Source organism: Pseudomonas sp. NFACC05-1 (assembly GCF_900100135.1).
Classification (GTDB): domain Bacteria; phylum Pseudomonadota; class Gammaproteobacteria; order Pseudomonadales; family Pseudomonadaceae; genus Aquipseudomonas; species Aquipseudomonas fluorescens_Q.
Genome location: NZ_FMTR01000024.1, coordinates 1 through 25521, shown reverse-complemented (window position 1 = coordinate 25521; position 25521 = coordinate 1). Strand labels below are relative to the sequence as shown.

22 protein-coding genes, 6 tRNA genes and 1 pseudogene are annotated in these 25521 nt (G+C 62.3%); 19 read left to right on the top strand and 10 right to left on the bottom strand.

The genetic code is table 11. The annotated features are described in order from the left end of the window. Positions 1 to 44 precede the first annotated feature (44 nt). The 5 genes from fabB to BLO97_RS25170 all read right to left on the bottom strand — a co-directional run bounded on the left by fabB (position 45) and on the right by BLO97_RS25170 (position 6995). On the bottom strand, positions 45 to 1265 hold the full coding sequence (gene fabB / locus BLO97_RS25190) for a beta-ketoacyl-ACP synthase I (protein WP_063324853.1): 1221 nt from the start codon (positions 1263 to 1265) through the stop codon (positions 45 to 47). 11 nt (positions 1266 to 1276) lie between these two features. Beyond that, positions 1277 to 1792: a 3-hydroxyacyl-[acyl-carrier-protein] dehydratase FabA gene (gene fabA, locus BLO97_RS25185; RefSeq protein WP_003204400.1), complete on the bottom strand. Its 516-nt coding sequence runs from the start codon at positions 1790 to 1792 to the stop codon at positions 1277 to 1279. Between the two features lie 248 nt (positions 1793 to 2040). Then, positions 2041 to 3942, bottom strand: a complete 1902-nt coding sequence (locus BLO97_RS25180; protein WP_092224694.1) for an ATP-binding protein — start codon at positions 3940 to 3942, stop codon at positions 2041 to 2043. Continuing rightward, a complete protein-coding gene (locus BLO97_RS25175) occupies positions 3939 to 4871 on the bottom strand; it encodes an ABC transporter substrate-binding protein (RefSeq protein WP_092348786.1) in 933 nt (310 codons plus the stop codon). Before BLO97_RS25175 ends, BLO97_RS25180 begins: the two co-directional genes overlap by 4 nt. Continuing rightward, the gene (locus BLO97_RS25170; protein WP_092348783.1) at positions 4872 to 6995 is read right to left on the bottom strand and encodes a TonB-dependent receptor plug domain-containing protein; all 2124 of its coding nucleotides are present in this window, start codon (positions 6993 to 6995) and stop codon (positions 4872 to 4874) included. Between the two features lie 199 nt (positions 6996 to 7194). Between BLO97_RS25170 and BLO97_RS25165 the strand changes: the two genes are divergently transcribed. The 8 genes from BLO97_RS25165 to BLO97_RS25130 all read left to right on the top strand — a co-directional run bounded on the left by BLO97_RS25165 (position 7195) and on the right by BLO97_RS25130 (position 13533). Beyond that, a complete protein-coding gene (locus tag BLO97_RS25165; protein ID WP_092348780.1) occupies positions 7195 to 8220 on the top strand; it encodes an NAD(P)H-dependent glycerol-3-phosphate dehydrogenase in 1026 nt (341 codons plus the stop codon). A 30-nt stretch (positions 8221 to 8250) separates the two neighbouring features. After that, positions 8251 to 8598 carry a DUF4389 domain-containing protein gene (locus BLO97_RS25160; protein WP_003204392.1) on the top strand — a complete coding sequence of 116 codons (348 nt, stop codon included), beginning with the start codon at positions 8251 to 8253 and terminating at the stop codon, positions 8596 to 8598. Further along, positions 8595 to 9047 carry a phosphohistidine phosphatase SixA gene (gene sixA / locus BLO97_RS25155; protein WP_092348777.1) on the top strand — a complete coding sequence of 151 codons (453 nt, stop codon included), beginning with the start codon at positions 8595 to 8597 and terminating at the stop codon, positions 9045 to 9047. Before BLO97_RS25160 ends, sixA begins: the two co-directional genes overlap by 4 nt. A 52-nt stretch (positions 9048 to 9099) precedes the next feature. Beyond that, on the top strand, positions 9100 to 9543 hold the full coding sequence (locus BLO97_RS25150; RefSeq protein ID WP_063324859.1) for a hotdog fold thioesterase: 444 nt from the start codon (positions 9100 to 9102) through the stop codon (positions 9541 to 9543). A gap of 297 nt (positions 9544 to 9840) precedes the next feature. Continuing rightward, complete coding sequence (locus tag BLO97_RS25145) at positions 9841 to 10635, top strand: alpha/beta fold hydrolase (RefSeq protein ID WP_092147868.1); 795 nt, start codon at positions 9841 to 9843, stop codon at positions 10633 to 10635. Further along, positions 10632 to 11483, top strand: coding sequence for an alpha/beta hydrolase (locus BLO97_RS25140; protein WP_092348774.1), 852 nt, complete (start codon positions 10632 to 10634; stop codon positions 11481 to 11483). The genes BLO97_RS25145 and BLO97_RS25140 overlap by 4 nt, the downstream gene beginning before the upstream one ends. A gap of 129 nt (positions 11484 to 11612) precedes the next feature. Next, positions 11613 to 12431, top strand: a complete 819-nt coding sequence (locus BLO97_RS25135; protein ID WP_092147873.1) for a DUF4892 domain-containing protein — start codon at positions 11613 to 11615, stop codon at positions 12429 to 12431. A 64-nt stretch (positions 12432 to 12495) separates the two neighbouring features. Beyond that, on the top strand, positions 12496 to 13533 hold the full coding sequence (locus BLO97_RS25130) for an AI-2E family transporter (RefSeq protein WP_092147876.1): 1038 nt from the start codon (positions 12496 to 12498) through the stop codon (positions 13531 to 13533). Positions 13534 to 13723: 190 nt separating this feature from the next. Here BLO97_RS25130 and xopAW read toward each other — a convergent pair whose 3' ends face one another. The 3 genes from xopAW to BLO97_RS25115 all read right to left on the bottom strand — a co-directional run bounded on the left by xopAW (position 13724) and on the right by BLO97_RS25115 (position 16428). Next, a complete protein-coding gene (gene xopAW / locus BLO97_RS25125) occupies positions 13724 to 14452 on the bottom strand; it encodes an EF-hand domain-containing protein (RefSeq protein WP_092348770.1) in 729 nt (242 codons plus the stop codon). Positions 14453 to 14626: 174 nt separating this feature from the next. Further along, positions 14627 to 15670 (bottom strand): sensor histidine kinase, encoded by a 1044-nt coding sequence (locus BLO97_RS25120; RefSeq protein WP_092348766.1) that lies wholly within the window; start codon positions 15668 to 15670, stop codon positions 14627 to 14629. Further along, a complete protein-coding gene (locus BLO97_RS25115; protein ID WP_092147885.1) occupies positions 15670 to 16428 on the bottom strand; it encodes a response regulator in 759 nt (252 codons plus the stop codon). The genes BLO97_RS25120 and BLO97_RS25115 overlap by 1 nt, the downstream gene beginning before the upstream one ends. 290 nt (positions 16429 to 16718) lie before the next feature. Here BLO97_RS25115 and pyrF point away from each other — a divergent pair, with 290 nt between their 5' ends. Then, a complete protein-coding gene (gene pyrF / locus BLO97_RS25110; RefSeq protein ID WP_175489866.1) occupies positions 16719 to 17417 on the top strand; it encodes an orotidine-5'-phosphate decarboxylase in 699 nt (232 codons plus the stop codon). A gap of 56 nt (positions 17418 to 17473) precedes the next feature. On the opposite strand, the gene BLO97_RS25105 is transcribed toward pyrF, so the two are convergent. Beyond that, positions 17474 to 18478: an NADP-dependent oxidoreductase gene (locus BLO97_RS25105; RefSeq protein ID WP_092224703.1), complete on the bottom strand. Its 1005-nt coding sequence runs from the start codon at positions 18476 to 18478 to the stop codon at positions 17474 to 17476. 226 nt (positions 18479 to 18704) lie between these two features. On the opposite strand from BLO97_RS25105, the gene BLO97_RS25100 reads away from it, so the two are divergent. The 4 genes and pseudogenes from BLO97_RS25100 to BLO97_RS32420 all read left to right on the top strand — a co-directional run bounded on the left by BLO97_RS25100 (position 18705) and on the right by BLO97_RS32420 (position 23139). Then, positions 18705 to 19466, top strand: coding sequence for an SDR family oxidoreductase (locus BLO97_RS25100; RefSeq protein ID WP_057451989.1), 762 nt, complete (start codon positions 18705 to 18707; stop codon positions 19464 to 19466). 206 nt (positions 19467 to 19672) lie between these two features. Continuing rightward, positions 19673 to 21061 (top strand): aminotransferase-like domain-containing protein, encoded by a 1389-nt coding sequence (locus tag BLO97_RS25095; RefSeq protein WP_092224705.1) that lies wholly within the window; start codon positions 19673 to 19675, stop codon positions 21059 to 21061. 110 nt (positions 21062 to 21171) lie between these two features. After that, positions 21172 to 22230: pseudogene (locus tag BLO97_RS32425) on the top strand (HAMP domain-containing protein); the annotation flags it as partial. A gap of 27 nt (positions 22231 to 22257) precedes the next feature. After that, positions 22258 to 23139: a methyl-accepting chemotaxis protein gene (locus tag BLO97_RS32420; protein WP_371914217.1), complete on the top strand. Its 882-nt coding sequence runs from the start codon at positions 22258 to 22260 to the stop codon at positions 23137 to 23139. A gap of 196 nt (positions 23140 to 23335) precedes the next feature. Here BLO97_RS32420 and BLO97_RS25085 read toward each other — a convergent pair whose 3' ends face one another. Beyond that, positions 23336 to 24094 (bottom strand): hypothetical protein, encoded by a 759-nt coding sequence (locus BLO97_RS25085; protein ID WP_092147893.1) that lies wholly within the window; start codon positions 24092 to 24094, stop codon positions 23336 to 23338. Positions 24095 to 24466: 372 nt separating this feature from the next. Here BLO97_RS25085 and BLO97_RS25080 point away from each other — a divergent pair. The 6 genes from BLO97_RS25080 to BLO97_RS25055 all read left to right on the top strand — a co-directional run bounded on the left by BLO97_RS25080 (position 24467) and on the right by BLO97_RS25055 (position 25161). Then, positions 24467 to 24542: transfer RNA gene (locus tag BLO97_RS25080), tRNA-Glu, on the top strand. 53 nt (positions 24543 to 24595) lie between these two features. Then, positions 24596 to 24671: transfer RNA gene (locus BLO97_RS25075), tRNA-Ala, on the top strand. 75 nt (positions 24672 to 24746) lie between these two features. Continuing rightward, positions 24747 to 24822 (top strand) — tRNA-Glu (locus BLO97_RS25070). 3 nt (positions 24823 to 24825) lie between these two features. Next, positions 24826 to 24901: transfer RNA gene (locus BLO97_RS25065), tRNA-Gly, on the top strand. Positions 24902 to 25006: 105 nt separating this feature from the next. Beyond that, positions 25007 to 25082: transfer RNA gene (locus tag BLO97_RS25060), tRNA-Glu, on the top strand. Between the two features lie 3 nt (positions 25083 to 25085). After that, a tRNA-Gly gene (locus BLO97_RS25055) sits at positions 25086 to 25161 on the top strand. Positions 25162 to 25521: the final 360 nt, after the last annotated feature.

Here is a 25521-nt window from a genome sequence, read left to right as displayed (position 1 = left end):
CCCCGAACCAGTCGGGGCTTTTTGTGTGCGGCTGTCGGCGGGGCTTACTTGCCCTGCCAGCGCTTCAGTACCAGGGTGGCGTTGGTGCCGCCGAAGCCGAAGCTGTTGCTCATCACGGTATTGATGGTGGCGTTTTCGCGAGTCTTGGTCAGGATTGGCAGATCGGCCACTTCTGGGTCCAGCTCGTCGATGTTGGCGGAACCGGCCATGAAGTTGCCTTCCATCATCAGGATGCAATAGATCGCTTCGTGAACACCGGCGGCGCCCAGGGAGTGACCCGACAGGCTCTTGGTGGAGCTGATGGCTGGCGCCTTGTCGCCGAACACTTCCCGTACGCCCTTCATTTCCATCACGTCGCCCACTGGGGTCGAGGTGCCGTGGGTGTTCAGGTAGTCGATCGGGGCATCGACAGTGGCCATGGCCATCTGCATGCAGCGCACGGCGCCTTCACCGCTTGGTGCGACCATGTCGTAACCGTCGGATGTGGCGCCGTAGCCAACGATTTCGGCGTAGATTTTCGCACCGCGGGCCAGGGCGTGTTCCAGTTCCTCGACCACGACCATGCCGCCACCGCCGGCGATGACGAAGCCGTCACGGTCGGCGTCGTAGGCACGGGAAGCTTTTTCCGGCGTGTCGTTGCGCTTGCTGGACAACGCGCCCATGGCGTCGAACAGGAAGGATTGGCTCCAATGTTCTTCTTCACCGCCACCGGCGAACACGATGTCCTGCTTGCCCAACTGGATCTGCTCGACCGCGTTCCCGATGCAGTGGGCACTGGTGGCGCAGGCGGAGGAGATCGAGTAGTTGATGCCCTTGATCTTGAAGGGGGTAGCCAGGCAGGCCGAAACGGTGCTGCCCATGGTCCGCGTGACGCGGTACGGGCCAACGCGCTTGACGCCTTTTTCGCGCAGGATGTCCAGCGCTTCCATCTGGTTCAGGGTCGAGGCGCCGCCGGAACCGGCGATCAGGCCGGTACGTACGTTGGACACTTGCTCTTCGGTCAGGCCGGAGTCAGCGATGGCGTCCTTCATGGCCAGGTAGGCGTAAGCCGCCGCGTGGCCGACGAAACGGTAGATCTTGCGATCGATCAGCTCTTCGAGGGGAAGGTCAATGGAGCCGGAAACCTGGCTACGCAGACCCATTTCGGCATATTCCGGGTTGAACCGGATGCCAGGGCGACTTGCACGCAGGTTAGCGGAGACGGTCTCTTTGTCATTGCCCAGGCACGAAACGATGCCCAGACCAGTGATAACGACGCGGCGCATGCGGATAACCCTTAGAAGTTGTCAGTGGAGGTGAAAACGCCGACCCGGAGGCCTTCGGCGGTGTAGATCTCGCGACCATCCACGGCAACCGAACCATCGGCAATGGCCATGTTCAGCTTGCCCTTGAGGACGCGTTTGATATGAATGTTATAGGTAATTTTCTTGGCGGTCGGCAGGACCTGACCAAAGAACTTCACTTCGCCCGAACCCAGGGCGCGACCGCGACCCGGCAGGCCTTGCCAGCCGAGGAAGAAACCGACCAGTTGCCACATGGCGTCCAGGCCCAGGCAGCCCGGCATGACCGGATCACCTTCGAAATGGCAGGCGAAGAACCACAGGTCCGGAGTGATATCCAGCTCGGCGACCAATTCACCTTTGCCGTACTTGCCACCCTCTTCGCTGATATGGGTGATGCGATCCACCATCAGCATGTTCGGGGCGGGCAGTTGCGCGTTACCTGGGCCGAACAGCTCACCGCGACTGCAGCGCAGCAGATCTTCCCGGGTAAAGGCGTTTTGTTTGGTCATGCGAGCTCCTCAATAGTCCCATGCGGCAGGGTGGGGCAAATCTTCCCGGCCGACCGAAGCGTTCATGCCTCGAATCGACAGCCTACTCATAGACTATTGCGTTGTAGTGAAAGTCACAGCACACGGGAAATGAATGTACACCTGTGCACTGAAATTTTTATTCAAGCCCCAATCGAGGCTTGTTCGGGTGCCTAAGACTGCCGCACTTTCGCCTTTCACGCCAGTCACAGATGGTCCGGTGACCTGTTCTAATTCACCCAGCGCTGCAGAATTTGTTGCAGGTCGTTCCTTTTGAACGGCTTGGCCAGGTAATCATTCATGCCCGCCGCGAGGCAGGCTTCGCGGTCACCCTGCAAGGCGTTGGCCGTCAGGGCGATGATCGGCACCTCGCCGCAGCCCGGCAACTGACGGATCTGCCGCGTGGCTTCGTAGCCATCGATGATGGGCAATCGGCAATCCATGAGGATCGCTTCGAAAATCAGGCTTTCGGCGCTGCGTACAGCCTGGGCGCCATCGGTGGCGATGCTGACGGTGAAGCCCAGGCTGCGCAGCATGGCTTCGACCACTGTCTGGTTGACCGGATTGTCTTCCACCAGCAATACGTTGCGGCCTTCACCATCGCCGCTGCCGGTGGGCAGGCGCGGCGCCAGGGTCGGTGGCGTCTGGCGCGACAGGGCCAGCGGGATTTCGAGGGTGAACACCGAGCCCTGGCCTTCTTCGCTCTGGGCCCGCAGCGTCCCGCCCATGCGCTCGGCCAGGGTGCGGGCGATCGGCAGACCCAGGCCGGTACCGCCGTAGCGCCGGGAGATCGAATTGTCGGCCTGCTGGAAGGCATCGAACATGCGCTCCAGGCTCTCGGCCGGGATTCCGATGCCACTGTCGCGCACCGCGCAGGTGAACCACAGCAGTTCGTGGTCCAGGGCCTGCCACTGGCATTGCACGGTGACACGGCCTTGCTCGGTGAATTTCAGTGCATTGCCGATCAGGTTGACCAGGATCTGCCGTATCCGCGTCGGATCGCCCTGGACCTGCAAGGCCTGCATGTCGTCCGGGACCAGCAGGTCCAGGCCCAGCTTGCGTTGCGCGGCGCTGTGCTGGAACGATTGCGCGCAACTGCCCACCAGTTCTGCCAGGTTGAACGGGATGTGCTCCAGCTCCAGGGCCGAGCGTTCGATGCGCGAAAAATCGAGAATGTCGTTGATCACCTTCAGCAGGTGTTCGGTGGATTCCGAGGCCAGCGCCGTGTACTCGTGCTGCTCGTCGGTCAGGCGGGTGGTTTCCAACAACTGCAGCATGCCCAGTACGCCGTTCATGGGCGTGCGCAGTTCATGGCTCATCATCGCCAGGAATTCGGACTTGGCGCTGTTGGCCTTTTCGGCTTCTTCGCGGGTCTTGATCAACTGCGCCATGGCCTGGTGCTGTTCGCGGCTGGCTTGCCCCAAACCCTCGGCCAGGTTGTTGATGTGCCGCGACAAGGCCCCCAGTTCGGCGTCATCGACGATGGGGAGCGGGGTGCTGTAGTCGCCTTGCTGGATGGCCTTGACCGCGTTGCCGATGTCGCGGATCGGCCGGGACAGGTTAGTCGCCAGCCGGCGCGCCACCAGGAAGGTGAACAGCAGGGCGAACAGCGCAAGGATCGCGGCCTTGAACAGAATCTCCTGTTGCCGCTGACTGAAGGCGTCACTGGACATGCCGACGATCACGCGGCCCAGGTAATCTTCGCCGGAGGCCTCCACGGATGGGCTGTTGCCCTGCAGGAAATCATTGTTCAGGGCGATGCGCTGCAAGCGCACCGGGGCCTGGAAGACTTCGACCTGCTGGGCATGGCTGCGGGTTTGCTCGGGTTGTTCGACGTACACCAGGACCTTGTCGGTGCTGTCCTGGACCTCCAGGAAGCGCACGTGTGGGGTCGCCAGGGTGGCGGTGAGCAGGCTTTCCAACACTTCCTTGTTGCCGGAAATCACCCCGTATTCCGTGGCGGGGGCCAGTTGGTTGGCGATCAGTTGCCCGGTGTGATTGAGTTCCTGGCGCAAGTCCTGGATCCGCACGAAGGTAAAGAAACTGATCAGCAGCACAGTCAGCAGCAACGCCGGGCCGAGGGCGATGAGCTGGGTTCGGGTGTTGATGTCCCAACGGCGACGCAAGGTCATGGGCGGTGTTCTCCTTCGGCCAACGTTGCCGCGACGGATTCGGCATCAATCGGTTCGATCCCCAGCGAGCGGGAGACCTGCCGGTTGCCCAGGACCTTGAAACGGTCCGGATACAGGGTGCGCGGCCAAGTGGTGGCAGGGCGGTCGAGCAACTCGTCGAGAATCGCCAGCCAGTCTTGTTGGTCGCTATAGGTGCTGGCCAGGCTGCCGGCCTTGACGAATGCGGCGCTGGGCCCGATCAGGGCGCGTTGCCGGGCGTAGCTGCTGAGCAACAGGTTCTTCACTGTCTTGGGGTTGTACAAGTCGGGGTCATCGAGACCCAGCAGCACGTCGCTCTGGCCCAGCAGGTTTTGCAGGGGACGGCTGTCGTTGGTGTCGTCCCAGCGTTCGCTGACGATGGTCAGGCCCAGCGGTGCCGCGGCCTGTTGAATGTCCTTGAGCAGGAATTCGCTGTGGGTGTCGAAGAGCACGCCGACCCGTCGCACCTGCGGCAGGATGGCGCGGATCAGCCGCAATTGCCGCGCCATCGGTGGATCGCTCCACAGCAGGCTCAGGTGCGCAGGCGTTGCTTCGCCCAGGCGATCGCGGGCTTGCTGGCGGCTGATGCGCAGCACCAGGGTGGCCGGGCCTCGGGCGTCCTGCAGGCGCCAGTCGAGGCTGGGCAGGTCAAGCAGGATCAGGCGGACATTGCCCGGCAGTTTGTCTGGCGCTGGCAGGTCGGCCAGCGGCGTAAACCGCACGCTGTCTTCAGGGCGCAGGGTTTTCAGGGCCTGGGTAAAAGATTGCACGCCGGGGCTGTCCTCGGTGCCGGTCAGCAGGATTTCCGCGCCGCGGGCCTCGATGGTCGCCAGCCAACCGGCAAACACCAGGCATAGGACTAGCGTCAGGCGGCCATGAAATGGCGTCTTGCGGGGTGGGCGTCGGAACATCTAGAAAGACAACTCCGCGCTGAAGTACACGACATGGCGGGAGTCGTAGCGATTGTCGGTAAACGTGGTGGGCTGGCTGTCCAGGCGCTGTTGCAGGACTCCCGCCAGTTCCAGGCTGGCCTTGCCCAGGGAAATGCGCCGGGCGAGGCGGGTGTCTACCCGTTCGTAGCGATAGCCATTGAGGGCGTCGGCGGCGTAATAGAACAGCGCACTGTTCCAGCCTTGGCCCCAGTCCCGTAGCCAGCCGGCCGAACCGCTGTTGCGGGCGGTCAGTTGTTCGTCGAGGGGGTTGCTGGCCTGGGCGTCGACATAGGCGTAGGTCAGGCGCAGGCGGTCGGCGCTGGTCACGCGCCAGTCGACCTGGGTTTCGGCCCCGGAGAATTGCGATTCGTTGCTGTTGCTGGCGATGTACTGATTGTTGCGCAACGGTTCGCTGATCATGCCGGTGATTTCGTCATGGAACAGTTTTACGTCCACCGCCAGCGCCAGGTCCACGAAATAACCGTTGTAGCCCAATTCCCGGGAGCGCATGTGCTCTTGTTCCAGGTTACCCGGGCCGCGGGTCTGGACGAAATAACGGGCACTGTTCTGGCCGAAGGCGGCGGGTTGCAGGTTAGTGACTTGATAGCTCCAGTTGACGTTGTTCTCGAACATGTCCGGGGAGCGCACGGCTTCGGAGTACACCGCGCGCAGGCCGTGGCGCGGGGTGATCAGGTAGTTGACCGCGAACCGTGGGGTCAGCGAACTGCCGGTCAGGCGGGTGTCCTCGAACATCGCGCCGCCTTGCAACAACCAATGCTCGGTGGCCCGCCATTCGAGCTGGCCGAACAGGCGCCAAGTGGTGTCGTCCAGGGTGCCGTTGAAGTATGTCTGCGAATCGGCCCGGTCATAGCGATAGTTGGCGCCGGTGACCAGCCGCAGGCTGTCGGACAGGCTCAGCGTGTCCTGGATCTCCAGGTCGTAGCGCGATTCCCGGGTGCTCTGGTCGATATCGCCGCACAGGGTTTGCGAGGCGCCGTTGCGCCACTGGTCGAGCACCTGATTGGCCAACGCCTGTTCCTGTGGTGTGCCGGCTGGCGCGCCGCCGCTGATGTAGCTGGGGATATTGCGCGCCAGCTTCTCGGCATAGTAGGGATTGAGCTGCCACAGGTCGGTCAATTGCGGGCTGAAGGACACCTCGGCGTCGCAGGCGCGCCAGGTCTGCTGGCGATCCCAATGCTGGATCGAGCCCTGTACATAAAGACTGTGGTCGGCGTCCAGGTCCAGGTTCCAGCGCAGTGAGCCGGCGTAGTCCTTGGCGATCACGTCGGAGTTATCCCCAGCGGCGGTAATCCCGGCGAACACCGGGTGGTAGGTGTAGGGCCGCTGATTGGTCCCGTCCTTGGCGTTCAATTGCCAGTCGATACTTTGCTGCTCGTTCAACGTCTGGCTGACGGACAGGTTGAAGCGGTTCAGGCGGCGGCTGTCGCGGTAATCGGCGCCGTTGCGGTCGCTGTCAAAGCCATCGTCCTCCTGGCCGGACAACGACAACCGCAGGTCGCCGCCGTCCCAACCGCTGCCCTGGCTGGCGTACCAATCGCTGATGCCGCGCTGGCCACGGGTGATTTTCAGCCGGGTGCCGTGGCTGTCGGCCGGCGCGCGGGTGATGATGTTGACCACCGCCATCAGCGCATTGGCGCCGTAGCTGACGGTGTTGGGGCCGCGGAAGACTTCGATCCGCTCGATGTCTTCCATGGCCACCGGAATATCGCTCCAGTCCACCGTGGCCAGGCCGGCGCGGTACACCGAGCGGCCGTCGATCAGTACTTGCATGCGGCGGGCTTCGCTGGCGTTGGTGCCATGGTAGTTCACGGCAGCCTGGTTGCCGCTGATGTTGCCGACCATCATGCCGGGCACCAGGCGCAGCAGTTCGCTGATGTCGCGGGCGCCGCTGGCCTTGATCAACTCGCTGTCGAGTACGGTCATGCTGCCTGGCACAGCCGCTGGTGATTGCTTCAGGCGAGTGGCCGTCAGCACCTGGGGCAGGGGCTGGCTGTCCACGAACAGGTCGTCGCCCAGCACTGGCGGGCTGATGATCAGTGCCAATAGCAGGGACGAGCCAGGACGGGAAGGGCCAACGGACACGGCACAGCCTTTGCGATGGAGTGGATGGCGGGCATGTTAACCGAGCTGAACGACTTTTCCATTCGCGTTGACAGCATTTTCCTAGGAATTGATGGTCAGCTTCCTACAGCGGATGGTAATTGTTGCCGGGGCTGGTCGCGCTCTGGCCGCTCCGTATAATGCCCCGCATTGCCACTTGGTATGGATGAACGGATTGCATATGACTGAACAGCGCCCGATTGCGGTCCTGGGAGGCGGGAGTTTCGGCACCGCCGTGGCTAACCTGCTGGCCGAGAATGGTCACCCGGTGCGCCAGTGGATGCGTGACCCGGAACAGGCCGAGGCCATCCGGATCAATCGTGAGAACCCGCGTTACCTCAAGGGCATCAAGATCCGTCCGGAAGTGGAACCGGTGACTGACTTGCAGGCAACCCTGGAGGGCAGCGACCTGTTCTTCGTCGCCTTGCCGTCCAGCGCCTTGCGTTCGGTGCTGGCGCCCTACGCAGAACGCTTGAGCGGCAAGCTGTTGGTGAGCCTGACCAAGGGCATCGAAGCCAAGACCTTCAAGCTGATGAGCGAGATTCTCGAAGAAATCGCGCCCAAGGCTCGGATCGGTGTGATCTCCGGGCCGAATCTGGCGCGGGAAATCGCCGAGCATGCGCTGACCGCCACGGTGGTCGCCAGTGAGGATGAGGAGCTGTGCCAACGGGTCCAGGCGGCCTTGCATGGCCGCACCTTTCGGGTCTACGCCAGTGCCGACCGTTTCGGTGTGGAGCTGGGCGGGGCGTTGAAGAATGTCTATGCCATCATCGCCGGCATGGCGGTGGCGCTGGGCATGGGCGAGAACACCAAGAGCATGCTGATCACCCGCGCGCTGGCGGAAATGACCCGCTTTGCCGTCAGCCAGGGCGCCAATCCTATGACCTTCCTGGGGTTGGCCGGCGTGGGCGACCTGATCGTCACCTGTTCATCGCCCAAGAGTCGCAACTACCAGGTCGGTTTTGCCCTCGGCCAAGGCTTGAGCCTCGATGAGGCCGTGTCGCGCCTGGGTGAAGTGGCCGAAGGGGTCAATACCCTCAAGGTGCTCAAGGCCAAGTCCCAGGAGGCGGGGGTGTATATGCCGCTGGTCGCCGGGCTGCATGCGATTCTGTTCGAGGGGCGCACGCTTGAGCAGGTGATCGAGCTGTTGATGCGTGGCGAACCGAAGACCGACGTCGATTTCATTTCCACCAGCGGGTTCAACTGAACCTTTATTGACCGCAAGCAGGAGCGAGCCATGAACGATCCGCAAGGGCAACCCCAATACGAATCCATCCTGCTGCGAGTGCTGTGGATGGTGATTTACCTGCTGGTCTGGCAGGTGGCGCAATTCATCCTCGGCGCCGTGGTGCTGGTGCAATTGATCTATCGGCTGATCTACGGCGCACCCAGCGCCAGCCTGATGAATTTCGGCGACAGCCTGAGCCAGTTCCTGGCCCAGATAGGTCGTTTCGGCACCTTTCACAGCGATCAGAAACCCTGGCCGTTCGCGGACTGGCCGACCCCGCGCACGCCTGAAGGTGAAGCGCCTCACACCGTGGCGCCGGCGCCGCATCCCGCCCGGGACGAGGAGCCGAAGCTATGAAACTGTGGGTATTGCGTCATGGTGAGGCTGAGCCCCATGGTGTCCGTCCCGATCCGGAACGGGTCTTGACGGTGCACGGCCGCGAGGAGGTGTTGCTCAGCGCCGGTCGGTTGATGGGCGAGCCGTTGCGGGCCATCTACGCCAGCCCTTATGTGCGGGCCCAGCAGACCGCACAACTGGTGCGCGAAGCACTGGGGTTCGAACCTGAACTGATCACCGTCGATTGGCTCACGCCGGAGACCCGGCCGACGGAGGTGCTAAGGCATCTGGAGGACCAGGACGATGTACTGCTGGTCAGTCATAACCCATTGGTGGGCAGCCTGCTGGGCTTGTTGCAGCACGGCCATCTGCAAAAAACCGAGCAAGTGCAAACGGCTGGCCTGGCTGAACTGGAAGGTGACCTGCCCCTGGCCGGAGCGATGACGCTCAAGGGCATCCGGCACCCATAGGCAGGTTGGCAGCAAGGGTTGAGCACAGTAAAACCATAAAGGAACGACAACGATGAGTCTGTGGCGCACCACCCCCAACATCGAGCAATTGAACGCCGCCGGTAAAAATACCATCAGCGAAATGCTGGACATTCGTTTCGAGTCTTTCGACGACGAATCCCTGACCGCCAGCATGGTGGTCGATCATCGCACCCACCAGCCGTTCGGCCTGCTGCATGGCGGTGCTTCGGTGGTGTTGGCCGAAACGGTCGGGTCCATGGCGGCCTATCTCTGTGTCGATGCCAGCAAGTTCTATTGCGTGGGCCTGGAGATCAACGCCAACCATCTGCGCGGTGTGCGCAGCGGACGGGTGACCGCCACGGCCCGGATGGTCCACCTGGGCCGCACTACCCAGGTCTGGGACATCCGCCTGGTCAATGACGAGGGCAAAGTCAACTGCGTGTCGCGCCTGACCATGGCCGTGGTGCCGCTGGGCGAGCAACCGCCGGCGCGGTGAAACATGAATACAGGTTTGTGACTGATGGACCGCTCTTGTGGCGAGGGAGCTTGCTCCCGCTGGGCTGCGAGGCGGCCCCCTAAACCCATCGACGCGGTTAGCCTGGCACACCGCGTCGCCTGGTTTTGGGCCTGCTTCGCAGGCCAGCGGGAGCAAGCTCCCTCGCCACAGGGTTTCATCGCTCATGCAACCCCATAGCCCAAGCCCGACTGTCATCATTCCTGTCAGTTACGGTCATTGCCGTGCCGTCGGGTTCTGCGGACAATCTGCCCCAGTTCCCCCAATGGATCGGCTGTCATGTCGCAACAGATTTTTTTCGCCCACGCCAACGGTTTTCCCTCGGCCACCTACGGCAAGCTGTTCGCCGCGCTGGCGCCGCAGTACCAGGTCGCGCATCTGGAGTTGCACGGCCATGACCCGCGTTTTCCGGTGGACGATAATTGGCACAACCTGGTGGACGAACTGATCCATCACCTGGAGCAGCAAGCGGCGCCGGTGTGGGGCGTCGGTCACTCCCTGGGCGGCGTGCTGCACCTGCACGCGGCGTTGCGCTGCCCCGAGCTGTATCGTGGCGTGGTCATGCTCGATTCGCCGCTGCTGACCCGTACCGACCAGTGGGTGATCCTGGCCGCCAAGCGCCTGGGCTTCATTGACCGCCTGACGCCAGCGGGCCGGACCCTGGGTCGGCGTGAGGAGTTCGCCGACCTGGCGTCGGCCCGGCAGTATTTTGCCGGCAAGACCCTGTTCCGCAGCTTTGATCCGGATTGCTTCGACGCCTACCTGCAACACGGTCTGCAACAAGTCGGCGACCGGTTGCGGCTGCGCTTCGACCCGGCCACCGAAATCAGCATTTACCGCGGCGTGCCGCACACCAGCCCCGGGCGGCCCCGTAAGCTCAAGGTGCCGCTGGCCGTGGTGCGCGGGCGGCAGAGTCGCGTGGTGATGCGTCATCACACCCGTTCGGTGGGACGTATGCTCCATGGCGAATCCTTGAGCATGCCCGGCGGCCATATGTTCCCCCTCGAACGTCCGCAGGACACGGCCAACCTGCTCAAGAACCTGTTCCAGCGTTGGGAAGGGCGCAGCGCATGAGTTTGGTCGAGGAAGTCCGCCTGAGCCTGCCGCACATCGAATTGGCGGCCCACCTGTTCGGGCCGGAAGACGGGCTGCCGGTAATTGCCCTGCACGGCTGGCTGGACAACGCCAACAGTTTCGCCCGCCTGGCGCCCAGGCTCGAGGGCCTGCGGGTGATTGCCCTGGACATGGCCGGCCACGGTCACTCCGGGCATCGGCCACTCGGTGCCGGTTATGCCCTCTGGGACTACACCCACGATGTGCTGCAAGTCGCCGAGCAACTGGGCTTGAAGCGTTTCGCCCTGCTGGGGCACTCCATGGGAGCCATTGTCTCGCTGGTACTGGCCGGCTCCCTGCCGGAGCGGGTGACGCACCTGGGGTTGATCGACGGGGTCATTCCTCCGACAGCCAAAGGCGATAACGCGGCCGAGCGCATGGGCATGGCCTTGCAAGCCCAGTTGGACCTGCAGCAGAAACGCAAGCCGGTCTACAAAACCCTCGAGCGTGCCATCGAAGCACGGATGAAGGGGCTGGTGGCGGTGAGTCGCGAGGCCGCCGAATTGCTGGCCCAGCGCGGCCTGATGCCAGTGCCCGGGGGCTATACCTGGCGCACCGACAATCGCCTGACCTTGCCATCGCCTTTGCGCCTGACCGATGAACAGGCCATGGCGTTCGTGGCGCGGGTCGCTTGTCCGGCACATCTGGTGGTGGCCGCCGACGGCATGCTGGCCCAGCACCCGGAGTTGCTGGAGCGTCTACCCTTCAGTCATGAGCAGTTGCCCGGCGGCCATCATCTACACCTGAACGACGAGGTCGGTGCCACGCTTGTAGCAGACTGTTTCAATCGGTTCTTCACCGTTCCTTGACTTGCGGCGGGCAACTGTCGAGGCTGGGCGGGTTGAAAGGGAGACAACCATGACAGACCTCTGTTTATCAGCCTCGCGGTGCATCGACGACGCCCGTTGCGTCCAAGCGTCCCAGGCCAAGCCGACCCGATGAAATTATCCGTTCACTCACTCGTCCTGCTGGTGCTGGCCTGCTTCAGCCCGGCGTCGTTCGCCGTCGATGTGCCAGGCAGTCGCGACCTGGAGCGTGTGCCGCGCATGCCCGACGCGCAGATTGTCGATTACCGGCAAACCAGCGACCTGGAACGCGTCTATCCCATGGGCTCGATCCGCAAGATCAGCGGCCAGTTGCGCTTCGACGGCCAGGTCGATGCCCGTGGGAACGCCACGTCTGTTACTTACGAACTGCCGCCGGAACATTCCGCCACCCAGGCCTTTACTGCCGCGCGCGAAGCGTTGCAGAAACAGGACGCCGAGTTGTTGTTCTGGTGCCAGGCCCGCGATTGCGGCGAAAGCAGCCTGTGGGCCAACGATGTCTTCGGCAACGCCAAGCTCTATGGCGCCGACAACGGCCAGGCCTTCCTGCTGCTGCGCCTGGCTCCACCGGCGGACAACACACTGATTGCGCTGTATGCCATCACCCGCGGCAATCGCAAGGCCTACCTGCATGTCGAGCAGTTCGAGGCGAATGCACCGCTGGGGGACCTGCTGCCGACGTCGGCCACGCTGCTGCGCCAGCTCAAGGACACTGGGGTCCTGGATTTACCGCGTCTTGCCGGTGAGCCAGACGACACCTGGTTGCGCCTGTTGTCCCGGGCGCTGAACCTGGACACGGGCTTGCGGGTCAGTATCGCCGGTCCCCGGGCCGAGGATTGGATCGAGGCTCTGGCGGGCCAGGGCGTTCGGGCGGCGCGCATGGAGGCCGCCAGCGGCGAGGCGGCGGGATTGCACCTGGAGTTGCTGCGCTAAGCTGTCTCGGGGCCGCGGGTTTCACGCCGTTGCCTCGCTCCTGTTCATTTTTTCGAGACCCTACATGATCAATAACGATCGGCTGTTGGTGCAGATCCTGCTCCTGGTGTTGTTCGGCGCAAGCCTCTGGGTCATGGCGCCGTTCTGGTCGGCGCTGTTCTGGGGGGCGGTGTTGGCGTTCGCCAGTTGGCCGCTGATGCGCCTGCTGACCCGCTGGGTCAATGGCCGCGAATCCCTGGCGGCGGCGCTGCTGACAGTAGGCTGGATGTTGTTGGTGGCGGTGCCGCTGGTGTGGCTGGGTTTCAACCTGGCCGACCATGTGCGTGATGCCACCGTGTTTATCAAGGACGCACAGGTCGACGGCCTGCCCGAAGCCCCGACCTGGTTGGCCGGTGTACCGCTGGTGGGCGAACGGCTGGTCGGCATCTGGAACAGCATCGACCAGCAGGGGGCCGCGCTGATGGTGTCCGCCAGGCCTTACCTGGGGCAGGTCGGCAACTGGCTGCTGGCGCGCAGTGCACAGATTGGTGGTGGCATACTCGAGCTGACCCTGAGTATCGTGTTCGTGTTCTTTTTCTATCGCGACGGCCCGCGCCTGGCGGTATTCGTCCACGGGTTGCTGGAGCGTCTGATCGGCGACCGTGCCGGTTACTACATCGAGCTGGTGGCTGGTACGGTGCAACGGGTGGTCAACGGCGTGATTGGCACCGCGGCGGCCCAGGCCGTACTGGCGCTGATCGGCTTCCTGATCGCCGGGGTCCCGGGGGCGCTGGTGCTGGGTATCGTCACGTTCCTGTTGAGCCTGATCCCCATGGGGCCACCGCTGGTGTGGATCCCCGCAACGGCGTGGCTGGCGTGGAAGGGTGAGTACGGGATGGCGGTGTTCCTGGGCATTTGGGGCACGTTCATCATCAGTGGCGTGGACAACGTGCTCAAGCCCTACCTGATCAGCCGTGGCGGAAACCTGCCCTTGGTCATCGTGCTGCTGGGGGTGTTCGGCGGGTTGATTGCCTTCGGTTTCATCGGCCTGTTCATCGGACCGACCTTGCTGGCGGTGGCGTATAGCCTGTTGACGGACTGGAGCAAAAGCCAGGCGCGGTAACCCATCCCAGAGGCAAGTACAAACCTTTGTGGCGAGGGGATTTATCCCCGCTGGGTTGCGAAGCGACCCCAAAAACTGCCGGCTCGGTCAGCCTGACACTCCGGGTCGTCTGATTTTAGGGCTGCTGCGCAACCCAGCGGGGATAAATCCCCTCGCCACAAGTGAGTTTCAATCCAGGCTTGCCGGTGAATCAGGTCGCCACGTTCAGGTGTTTCCCTACAGTGGCGACGTTATCCAGCGAGTACTGCCGGCTGAGGTTGGCGATCATTCTGTTCAACGCTTCGCTGACATTGGCCTGTTCGGTGGAACTGTCGCTGCGGCGACCGGCCTGCAAGGCGCTGCTCAGTTCGCTGGCGGTGACGGTGGCGTCGCCATCGGCATCGAGCTGGCTGAACAGCTCTTCACCGGAGGCCTGTTGCGGTGGTGGCGGTGGTGCAAGGCTGGCGGAGAGTTCGTCGAGGCTGACAGTGCCGTCTTCATTCTTGTCCAACGCCGAGAACACTTGCTGGCTGTCGGCATCGCTGTCCGTGCTGGCCAGGCCGTTGCTCAACTCATCGCTGCTGACCGAGCCATCACCGTCGCTGTCCAGGACGCTGAGCAGCGCATCGGCCAGTTCGGTATTCGGCGCCTGGCTCCGTGGCGGCGGAGGTGGTGGCGCCATTGCGGCCATTTCCTCGCTGCTCAGGTCACCACTACCGTCACTGTCCAGGTCGCCGAAATTGTCGCTCAGGCTGACCAGGATGCCATCGTCGCTTTTTTGCGACAGGGCGGTGCTCAACTCTTCCTGATTGACCGAACCGTCGCCGTCACTGTCGAGCTTGCTCAGCAGTTCCTTTTGAAACTGCTGGCTGCGGGCACTGCTGGTTGCGGTACTGCTGGTGCTGGTATAGGTGGAGTAACTGCTGACGCTACCGATCATGGGCGCTCTCCTTGGGCTGGGATAGCCGGTGGGTGCACCGGCTTATGCAGCCTCTGCGAGGGAGTTGTCTGGGGTGTGTGGAGTTTGTACCGGTGGGTGTACAAACTCAGTCCCGGCGCAGTGTCGAGTGTGGGAGCGAGCAAGCCCGCTCCCACAGAGGGACATCGGTGGGATTCAGGTGCGAGGCAGGCTGATCACCGCTGTCAAACCGCCCCCTGGCGTCTCTTCCAGGGTCAATTGCCCGCCCAGGCGTTCGGTGGCTTCCCGGGCGATGGTCATGCCCAGGCCGACGCCGCCGGAGTTGCGGTTGCGTGAGCCTTCCAGGCGAAAGAACGGCTCGAACACCGCCTCGCGTTTGTCCGCCGCAATACCGGGACCCTGGTCGATGACACGAATCAGCACCTGCTTATGTTGGTCTTCCAGGCTAATCAAGGCATGACCGGCGTAGCGCAGGGCATTGTCGATGAGGTTGTTGAGGCACGAACGCAGCGCCATCGGTTGCACCTGCAGCGGTGCACAGGTCCCGCTGACCTGTACATCGGCGCCCTGGTCCTGGGCGTTTTCGCTCAACGATTCCACCAAGGCCTGCACGTCCATCCATTGCAACGCTTCACTGGTGCGCTGTTCGTGCAAGTAGGTGAGGGTGGCATCGAGCATGCCGATCATGTCGTCCAGGTCCTGGCGCATCTGGCCTTGCAGCTTGATGTCATCGATCTGCTCCAGGCGCAGCTTGAGCCGCGAAAGCGGCGTGCGCAGGTCATGGGACACCGCGCCGAGCATGCGCGAACGCTGCTGCACCTGCTCGCGAATCCGTTGCTGCATCAGGTTGAACGTATGGGCTGCCTGTCGCGCTTCACGGGGGCCGTTTTCATCCAGCGGCGGGCTGTCGAGGTTTTCGCTCAGGCGCTCGGCCGCATCGCTCAGGCGCTGGATGGGGCGGGTCAGGAGCTTGGCGCCGTACCAGGCCGCGACGATCAGGCACACGAATTGAAAGGTCAGCGGCACCAGCGGGCCGCCGAACCAGGGGCGCGCAGGGCGGTTAGGGGGCGGGCCGAAGCGCGGGGGGCTTTCGGCCTGTCGGGAGAATTCCGGCGGTGGCCCGGGAGGCGGCCTGTCGTATTGAGAAAACCAGGCAAACGCCAACAGGTGCGCCAGGACAATCGCCAGCAACAGCACGCCAAACAGGCGGCCGAACAGGGAGTCGAGGCGCAGTTGCATCAACCGATGTCCCGCGCGTCGAACAAGTAGCCTTCACCACGCACGGTCTTGATCAGTTGCGGGGCCTTGGGGTCGTCGCCCAGCTTCTGGCGCAGGCGTGATACAAGCAGGTCGATGCTGCGGTCGAAGGCCTCGATGGAGCGCCCGCGAGCTGCGTCCAGCAGTTGTTCGCGGCTGAGCACCCGGCGCGGTCGTTCGATGAAGACCCACAACAGGCGGAACTCGGCATTGGACAGCGGCACCACCAGCCCATCGGCGGAGATCAGTTGGCGCAGCACGCTGTTGAGCCGCCAGTTGTCGAAACGGATATTGGCCCGATGTTCGCTGCGGTCGTCGCGCACCCGGCGCAGGATGGTCTGGATACGCGCCACCAGCTCCCTGGGTTCGAATGGTTTGGCCATGTAGTCATCGGCGCCCAGCTCCAGGCCGATGATGCGGTCGGTGGGCTCGCAGCGGGCGGTGAGCATCAGGATCGGGATGTCCGATTCGGCGCGCAGCCAGCGGCACAACTGCAAGCCATCTTCACCCGGTAGCATCAGGTCGAGCACGATCACGTCGAAGTGCTCTGCCTGCATTGCCTGGCGCATGGCCGCGCCATCGGTCACGCCGCTGGCTCGTATGCTGAAGCGGGCGAGGTAATCGATCAGCAGCTCGCGGATCGGCAGGTCGTCATCGACGATCAGCGCGCGGGTGGTCCAGCGCTTGTCATCGTCGGGTACTTTTTGATCGTCAGAATTTGCAACAGGGGTGTTCTGCATGGATGCATCATCTGCCAGGTAGGCTGCCAACCGCAAAGAAGGCGGCGAGGTTGAGCCCTCAGCATAAGGCTTCGTGCCGCGAGGCGTGAAGCGCTGAAAGGACGGGTTGCGGCGGCGGACGGTAGCGTGTCGACGTGTTGTACGCATGTCATGAATGTATCGGCTTCGACACAAAGGCCGGTATCGTCCATGCTGCTGGGGGACGATGATATTTACCGATCATCGGGTCCCGCACGGGCGCTCGTTCCGCTACAATGCGCGCCGATTTCGACTTGCCTGAGAGCCCGCTCATGTCCGCCTGCCAGACGCCCATTATCGTCGCCCTGGATTTCCCCTCCCGTGACGCCGCCCTGAAGCTGGCCGACCAGTTGGACCCCAAGCTTTGCCGGGTCAAAGTCGGCAAGGAACTGTTCACCAGTTGTGCTTCGGAAATTGTCGGGACCCTGCGCGACAAGGGTTTCGAAGTGTTCCTGGACCTGAAGTTCCACGATATTCCCAACACCACCGCCATGGCCGTCAAGGCAGCTGCGGAGATGGGCGTGTGGATGGTCAACGTGCATTGCTCCGGTGGCCTGCGCATGATGGCGGCCTGCCGTGAAGTGCTGGATCAGCGCAGCGGCCCGAAACCGTTGCTGATCGGCGTGACCGTGCTGACCAGCATGGAGCGCGAGGATCTGGCCGGGATCGGCCTGGACGTCGAGCCTCAGGAGCAGGTGCTGCGGTTGGCGGCGCTGGCGCAGAAGGCCGGCCTGGACGGTCTGGTCTGTTCGGCCCTGGAGGCCAGCGCCCTGAAAGCGGCTCACCCGTCGCTGCAATTGGTGACCCCGGGGATTCGTCCGGCGGGCAGCGCCCAGGACGACCAGCGTCGCATCCTGACTCCGCGCCAGGCGCTGGACGCCGGTTCCGATTACCTGGTAATCGGCCGTCCGATCAGCCAGGCCGCCGACCCAGCTCAGGCGCTGGCGGCGGTCGTGGCCGAATTGACCTGACCTGACACCGAAGATCCCTAATGTGGGAGCAAGCTCGCTCCCACAGTTGTTTTGTGTCAGACCTTCAATACCAACTTCCCGAAGTTCTCCCCACTGAACAATTTGGTCAGTGTCTCGGGGAATGTCTCCAGACCTTCGACAATGTCCTCCTTGCTCTTGAGCTGTCCCTTGGCCATCCAGCCGGCCATTTCCTGTCCAGCGGCGGCGAACTGTGCGGCGTAGTCCATGACCACGAAACCTTCCATGCGCGCCCGGTTGACCAGCAGCGACAGGTAGTTGGCGGGGCCCTTCACCGCGTCCTTGTTGTTGTACTGGCTGATGGCGCCGCAGATCACCACGCGGGCCTTGAGGTTCAAGCGGCTGAGCACGGCATCCAGGATGTCGCCCCCGACGTTGTCGAAATACACATCCACGCCCTTGGGGCATTCGCGCTTGAGGCCGGCATGAACGTCTTCGTTCTTGTAGTCGATGGCGCCGTCGAAACCCAGTTCATCGACCAGGAACTTGCATTTATCGGCCCCGCCGGCGATGCCCACCACGCGACAGCCTTTGATTTTGGCGATCTGCCCGGCGATGCTGCCCACCGCACCGGCGGCGCCTGAGAGCACCACGGTCTCGCCCGCCTTGGGCGCGCCGACGTCCAGCAGGGCGAAATAGGCAGTCATGCCCGTCATGCCCAGTGCGGACAAATAACGTGGCAGCGGTGCCAGTTTCGGGTCGACCTTGTAGAAACCTCTTGGCTCGCCGAGGAAATAATCCTGCACCCCCAACGCACCGTTTACGTAGTCCCCGACCGTGAACCCCGGGTTGTTCGAGGCAATTACCTGGCCGACACCCAATGCTCGCATCACCTCGCCGATGCCGACCGGCGGGATATAGGACTTGCCCTCGTTCATCCAGCCGCGCATGGCTGGGTCCAGGGACAGGTATTCGTTTTTCACCAGGATCTGGCCGGCTGCCGGTTCGCCGACCGGTACTTGCTGATAGGTGAAAGTCTCGCGGGTCGCCGCGCCTACCGGGCGTTTGGCGAGCAGGAACTGGCGATTGGTCTGGGCAGTCATGGCGGGCACTCAAGATGAATGAAGCCTTGTTGATAGACCTTCGAAGCATTTGCCGCAAGGTCTGCTGATACAGCGAATGCAGTTCGATCCAACGCAGTGATAGTTCGCCCAGGGGCCTTATCACTGGCGCCCATGAGCGCTCAACCGGCAGTTGGATAGTGCTGCCGCGTCCTCGGGACCTGTGGCTAGACTGGCGGCATCTCCCGCATTCTTCGAGGAACAGACAATGAGCATGACGTTTTCCGGACAGGTCGCCGTGGTTACCGGCGCTGCCGCTGGCATCGGCCGGGCCACTGCCCTGGCGTTCGCGGCAGAGGGGCTGAAAGTGGTGGTGGCGGACCTCGACGTGGCGGGTGGCGAGGGCACGGTGCAGTCGATTCGTGATTCGGGCGGCGAAGCGGTGTTCGTGCGCTGCAACGTGACGCTGGAAAACGATGTGCAGCAGCTGATGGACGAAGTGATCAAGACCTACGGTCGTCTTGACTACGCCTTCAACAACGCCGGGATCGAGATCGAGAAGGGCAAGCTGGCCGACGGTACCCTCGATGAGTTCGACGCGATCATGGGGGTCAATGTGAAGGGCGTCTGGCTGTGCATGAAGTACCAGTTGCCATTGCTGCTGGCCCAGGGTGGTGGCGCGATCGTCAATACGGCCTCGGTGGCGGGCCTGGGTGCGGCGCCGAAGATGAGCATCTATGCAGCGTCCAAGCATGCCGTGATCGGCCTGACCAAATCGGCCGCCATCGAATACGCCAAGAAGAAAATCCGCGTGAATGCGGTCTGTCCGGCGGTGATCGACACCGACATGTTCCGTCGCGCTTATGAGGCGGACCCGAAAAAAGGTGAGTTCGCCAATGCCATGCACCCGGTGGGGCGTATCGGCAAAGTCGAGGAAATCGCCAGCGCCGTGCTGTATTTGTGCAGCGACGGCGCGGCCTTCACCACGGGCCATTCCCTGGCGGTGGACGGCGGCGTCACGGCGTTCTGAGGACTTGCCCTTCGGCTTGTAGGACGAAGCCCGCACTGGTTGCGGGCTTTTTCGTGGGGCGCTCGAAAAAACCTCGGAACGGTCCTTCAATGTGTTTCAAAGGGTGAGAATCGACGGTTTTGGCGACGTTGTCGTACATCGTCCCGTTGCGGCCTGTGCTTAACTGTTTCCGGAAATAAAACAAATGCTTAGGAGCTTGGTTACTCATGGAGTTGAGAATCGACCGACAGGCCCTGGTGCCTGTCGTGCAGCAAATCGTTGACGCGCTGACCGGCTGGATCCGACAGGATGCGGTACAACCGGGAACTCGGCTGCCATCCGTCCGCCAACTGGCGCGGGAGAACCTGCTCAGCCAGTCCAGCGTCAATGAAGCGTGTGAACGCCTGGTCGCCCAAGGCCTGTTGGCGTCCCGCCATGGTTCCAGCTTTTTTGTCGCTCCACCCCCGTCGCCCGGGCCCGAGCCCACTGATCAGAATCGACAGCAAGCCACGTTCACCGACGGGGGCGACAGCTCGCAATGGGAGTTGAAGCTGGGGTGTGGCGGGCTGCCCGAGAGCTGGCGTGAAAGCGACGACCTGGGCTATGCGATCCGCCAGGTCACTCGCACCGACATGGCGGGATTGTTCAACTACAGCACGTCGTTGGGGCTGCCTGCCCTGCGTGAGCAACTGTCCAGGCGCTTGAAACAATTCAATATCGAGGTCGATAAAGACCTGATCCTGACCACCACCGGGGCGACCCACGGGCTGGACCTGATCGTACGGACACTGTTGCCGCCGGGTTCCCGCGTGGTCGTGGAGAGCCCCGGTTATTCCAGCCTGTTTGACCTGCTCAGGTTGCACGACATCGACATGATCGAACTGCCCAGGACCCCACGCGGCCCGGACGTCGATGCGCTGCAAGACCTGCTGGCGATGCACCGGCCCACTGCGCTATTCGTCAACAGCGCCTGCCATAACCCGACCGGCACCAGCCTGGCTCCGGCCGTCGCTCAACGGCTGCTGCAATTGACGAAGGAGCACGGCGTACTGGTGATCGAAGACGATGCCTATGGCGATTTCCAGAGCTCGGCGCGGACCCGGCTCGCGGCACTGGATCCCGAGGTGGTCTACGTGGGCAGCTTTTCGAAAACCCTGAGCAGTTCGTTGCGCGTCGGTTTCGTGGTGGCCGGACCTTCCATCATTGCGCGCATGAGCGAGGTCAAGGGCATTACCAGCATGGGGGGATCGCGGTTCTGTGAGTCGGTCCTTGCCTGCCTCCTGGCCAATGGCGCCTATCGCAAGCTGGTCCAGCGCCAGCGGCAGCGTCTGGGTGCCGATATGGCGGCGCTGTTGCAGGTACTGGAAGACGCCGACTGGGAGGTCTTTGGCAAACCGGCCGGCGGGCTTTTCATCTGGGCAAGACCGCCATTGTGTGACTACGCTGGAGTACAGCGCCTGGCCAGGCGTTTTGGCGTGCTGCTGTCTTCGCGTAGCGCATTCAGCCCTTCGGGTGCCGACAGTGACTGGCTACGGATCAACGTGGCGTATGCCCGTGACCCCAGGGCGCTGGCGTTCTTCCGGGCAGCGGCTCTGGATCGACCTCTAGTGTCCTGAAAACGACGCAGCTGTAGCTTTTTGCCATTATTCCGACGCCAGCATCTTGTGTTGCAGGGCGTCTCGTTGCGAATCTGCAATCAACACACACTGGCAGAGGACTGAGCGCAATGATTTCCGCCGTGCAAGGACGTTTTGCCAACCTGGGTATGGCAAAGAAACTGGGTATCGGATTTGTCCTGGTGCTGTTGCTGACCGCAGTGGTCGCGGCCATCGGTGTCTGGTCCCTGCAGACCATCAGCCATCGCTTCGATGGCCTGAAACAGATGTCGTCCCTCAACAGCGGGTTGCTCAAGGTCCGGCTGCTGGAGCAGGAATACGCCTCGCGCTCCGACCCCAAGACCGCCGATGCGTTGCGCCAGGGGGTCGACGCTCTGGTGGCCCAGGCGAACGAACTCAAGGTGCAGTCGGCTGCCAACGTGCCGGTGATGAACGACGTGGAGCAGGCGCTGGGCGCGTATCGCAAGGCGTTCGACGAATTTGTCGGGTTGAGCCAGAGCAAGGACCTAGCGCTGGAAATGGCCAGTTGGTCGGTGTCCAGCGTCGCCAATAACCTGGATGTGTTGCAGGCCGGGCTGGCGGATGATGGCACCTATACCTTGAAAGATTCCGAGGGCAAGGAGGGGGCCGAGTTCATCGAGCAGGCCAACCAGGTCAGCGAAGTATCCCGCTTGATGTTGCAGGCCATGAACGAAGCGCGGGTCCGCCTGGACCAGAGTCGCAAAGGCAATGTCGAGGGCGCCGGAGAAGGCAGCATCGAACAGGCCGAGCAGGCGATGAAACAGGCCGAAGTGCTCAAGACCACGGTCAAGGACCCGGGTTACCAGACCGTGCTGAATGAAGTGGCCGGGCATATCGCCGGGTTCAATGAACAATTGGCCGAATACACCGGCCTGCTGGCGAAGGAAAAAGTCGTCTACCAGCAACTGCACGAGCGGGCCGATCAAGTGGTGGCGCGGGTTGACCAGGCCTTCGGTGCCGAAGACCAGGCCATGCAGACCGAACTGAAGAAAAATTCGCTGCTGATCATCGGTTCGTCGGCCTTGGCGTTGCTGGTGGGATTGATCGCGGCGTGGGTCATAACCCGGCTGATCGTGACGCCGCTGCGCAGTGTCATTCGCGTGGCCCAGCAGATTGCGTCGGGTGACTTGAGCGCCACGGTGGAGGTGACGCGCCGAGACGAAATTGGTCAGTTGATGCAGGCGATGCAACAGATGGGAGCGGGGCTGAGCAGTATCGTCAGCGGCCTGCAGGCCGGTATCGAGCAATTGGCCAATTCGGCCCAATCGCTGTCAGCCGTGACCGAGCAGACCAACCTGGAAGTCAGTAGCCAGAAAGAAGAAACCGAGCAGGTCGCCACGGCGATGAACCAGATGACGGCCACGGTGCATGACGTGGCACGCAATGCCGAAGAAGCCGCACAAGCGGCCCAGACTGCCGACGACAAGGTCGAAAGCGGCCAGCAGGTTGTGCGTCAGAGTATGGTGCGCATCGAACAGCTGGCCGATTCGGCCACGTCGGCCAGTTCCAGTATCGAAAGCCTCAGTGCCGAGATCCAGAACATCGGTACGGTACTGAGTGTGATCAAGAGCGTGGCCGAGCAAACCAACCTGCTGGCGCTCAATGCCGCTATCGAGGCGGCCCGGGCCGGGGAGCAGGGCCGGGGTTTTGCGGTCGTGGCCGATGAGGTGCGGGCGTTGGCCAAGCGCACGCAACAGTCCACCGAGGAGATCGAGCGACTGGTGAGTGCCCTGCGTTCAGCGGCCCAGGCTTCCGTGCAGCAGATCCAGAGCAGCGGCGAGTTGGTGAAGATGGCGGTCAGCGATGCACTACAGACCGAAAGCGCCTTGGGCAGTATTGCGGCGGCGGTGTCGCTGATCCAACAGATGAACCAACAGATCGCGGCGGCGGCCGAGCAGCAGAGTTCGGTGGCCGAGGAGATCAATCGCAGTGTCACCAGCATTCGCGCCAGCGCCGATCAATCCTCTCTGGCGATGCGCGGCAATGCCGCTTCCAGCATCGAGCTGGCGCAGTTGGGGGTTGAGCTTAAGGGGATGGTGGGGCATTTCAGGTTGTGAGTCCGCGATAGCAGGTCCAACATTCCAACAGTTTTGCCTGCCTGGCGGTGTACGGGCATAGTTTACAGCCCCGTGGCGACGGAGCTTGCTCCCGCTGGGCGGCGAAGCAGACCCAAGATTCGTGGGAGCGCTGCGCACTCCAGCGGGAGCAAGCTCCCTCGCCACAGAAACTCCACCCGCATAGGGTGGAGCCGTATCAGTCGTAGACTTTCTTCTTCTTCCACTCGTCGTTGACTTCGGCTTCCTTCAGCCCTTCGGTCAACTGGTTGACTTCGCCTTCGACCGGCTGGGTGCTGGCCAGGACCTGGGCATTGGCGCGGGCCAGGAGTTTTTCCAGGTAGGCCAGTTGTTCGGCGTAGACCTGGGGTTCCTGTTGCTTGCGCAGGTACTGCACGCCGCGCTCGAAGGCCAGGCGGGCCTGCCCGGGTTGTTCTTGCTGCAGGGCTTGCTGGCCGAGGTTGTTGAAGAACTCGATGTGCAGCAGCACCAGGATGTGTCGCACTTCGCGAATCCAGCGCTTGGCTTCGTTAGGCGGCAGGAAACCGTCCTGGGCGGCACGGGTGATCTGGCCGTGCAAGGCCTCGAGCAGAAAACGTACGTCCTTGGCCTTGGCTTCGGTCTGGATCGGTGCCGGTGGATTGTTCACCGGGATCGATTCACCTTGGGCGGCCAGTGCGCTCAATTCGTCCAGGCGTGCCTTGACCGCAGAATTGGTTTTCTCCAGGTTCAGCAGGCGCTGACAGACGTTCATCTCAAGGCGCGTCATCAACAACTTCAGGGCAGGGGTCATCAACTGCCCGGGGAAGGTTTCGGTGAGCTCCCCACAGCGACGCATGCGGTCATTGAGTTCTACCTTGGTGCGGGCCTTTTCCAGCTTGTTGTTTTCCACCACGTGGTTCATGTAGCCAATGGCGATCAACAGGGCGATCCCGGCTACGACGAGCAGGGTGATCATGAGTGGTGTCACCGGTAAGACCTCTTTATTGTGGTACGCATGTCATGAGTGTAGTGGCTTGGCTTTTAAGCGCATAGGTCCGAGCGACGCGATTAGACGGGCGTCGTGCTGTTTATAGGAAGCATAACCGGATGGGTGCACATTGCCATCATTTGCCGGGCTCGACTATAGCGTCTCGGCGGGTGACAGAATATAGGCGCCAGAGACCGGGCGGGTAAAATGTCCGGATCGCCCCCAAACCGGGCGAAGTCATTGATTTAAATAAATTTATATCTGGGGGTTGACGACCCTTCAATCCATCCATAGAATGCGCGCCACTTACAGCGTAAAGCACTCAGCCAAACGCTGTAAGCAGTGAATGTTGTACGTCTTGTCCCCTTCGTCTAGTGGCCTAGGACACCGCCCTTTCACGGCGGTAACAGGGGTTCGAGTCCCCTAGGGGACGCCAGTTTTACAGAAGCGATGTTGCAAGATGTCGCTCCGCCGCGAGGCGAAAAATCCGGGGCTATAGCTCAGCTGGGAGAGCGCTTGCATGGCATGCAAGAGGTCGACGGTTCTATCCCGTCTAGCTCCACCAATTACAGGTTCAAGGTCTGGCCACACGGTCCTTGAATCGATCAGTTCTCAGCACTGATCAAGTCAGAAGGTTTGTGTCCCCTTCGTCTAGTGGCCTAGGACACCGCCCTTTCACGGCGGTAACAGGGGTTCGAGTCCCCTAGGGGACGCCATTTGCGGGAATAGCTCAGTTGGTAGAGCACGACCTTGCCAAGGTCGGGGTCGCGAGTTCGAGTCTCGTTTCCCGCTCCAATTTTAAACAGCGTTGCTTCCGGGCAGGGCTGAGTGAAACCAGAGCCAAAATCTTCGGAGGCGGATCTGGGCACTGGAACACACACCATGTGTTCCGGGCAGCGTGTCCCCTTCGTCTAGTGGCCTAGGACACCGCCCTTTCACGGCGGTAACAGGGGTTCGAGTCCCCTAGGGGACGCCATTTGCGGGAATAGCTCAGTTGGTAGAGCACGACCTTGCCAAGGTCGGGGTCGCGAGTTCGAGTCTCGTTTCCCGCTCCAAATTCAAAAAAACGCCGCTCATTTGAGCGGCGTTTTTTTTTGGTGCGCCAGGCATGGCGCGTTGCGCGCAAGCGCAACCAGCTTGGCTGTGGTGGTCACGCTGGTGACTTGGAGGTGAAAGTCCTCTACACACCCGGCAAGGGGAAGTGTTAGCCAGAGGCAAGGGTGTCGCGGGTGACTGCGAATCTGAAGGAAGCCCGAGGCAAAATGCTGGCCTGACGAACAGGAAGCGGATTAGGCGGTGCAGCGGGGTAAGGTAGCCAAAATTGCCAAAGCCCAATACTTGCACGGAACGCTGTGACGTAGATCCGACAGGCATAAGCAGGAAGGTCGCGCGAATTACCCTGGGAGATCTGCCCG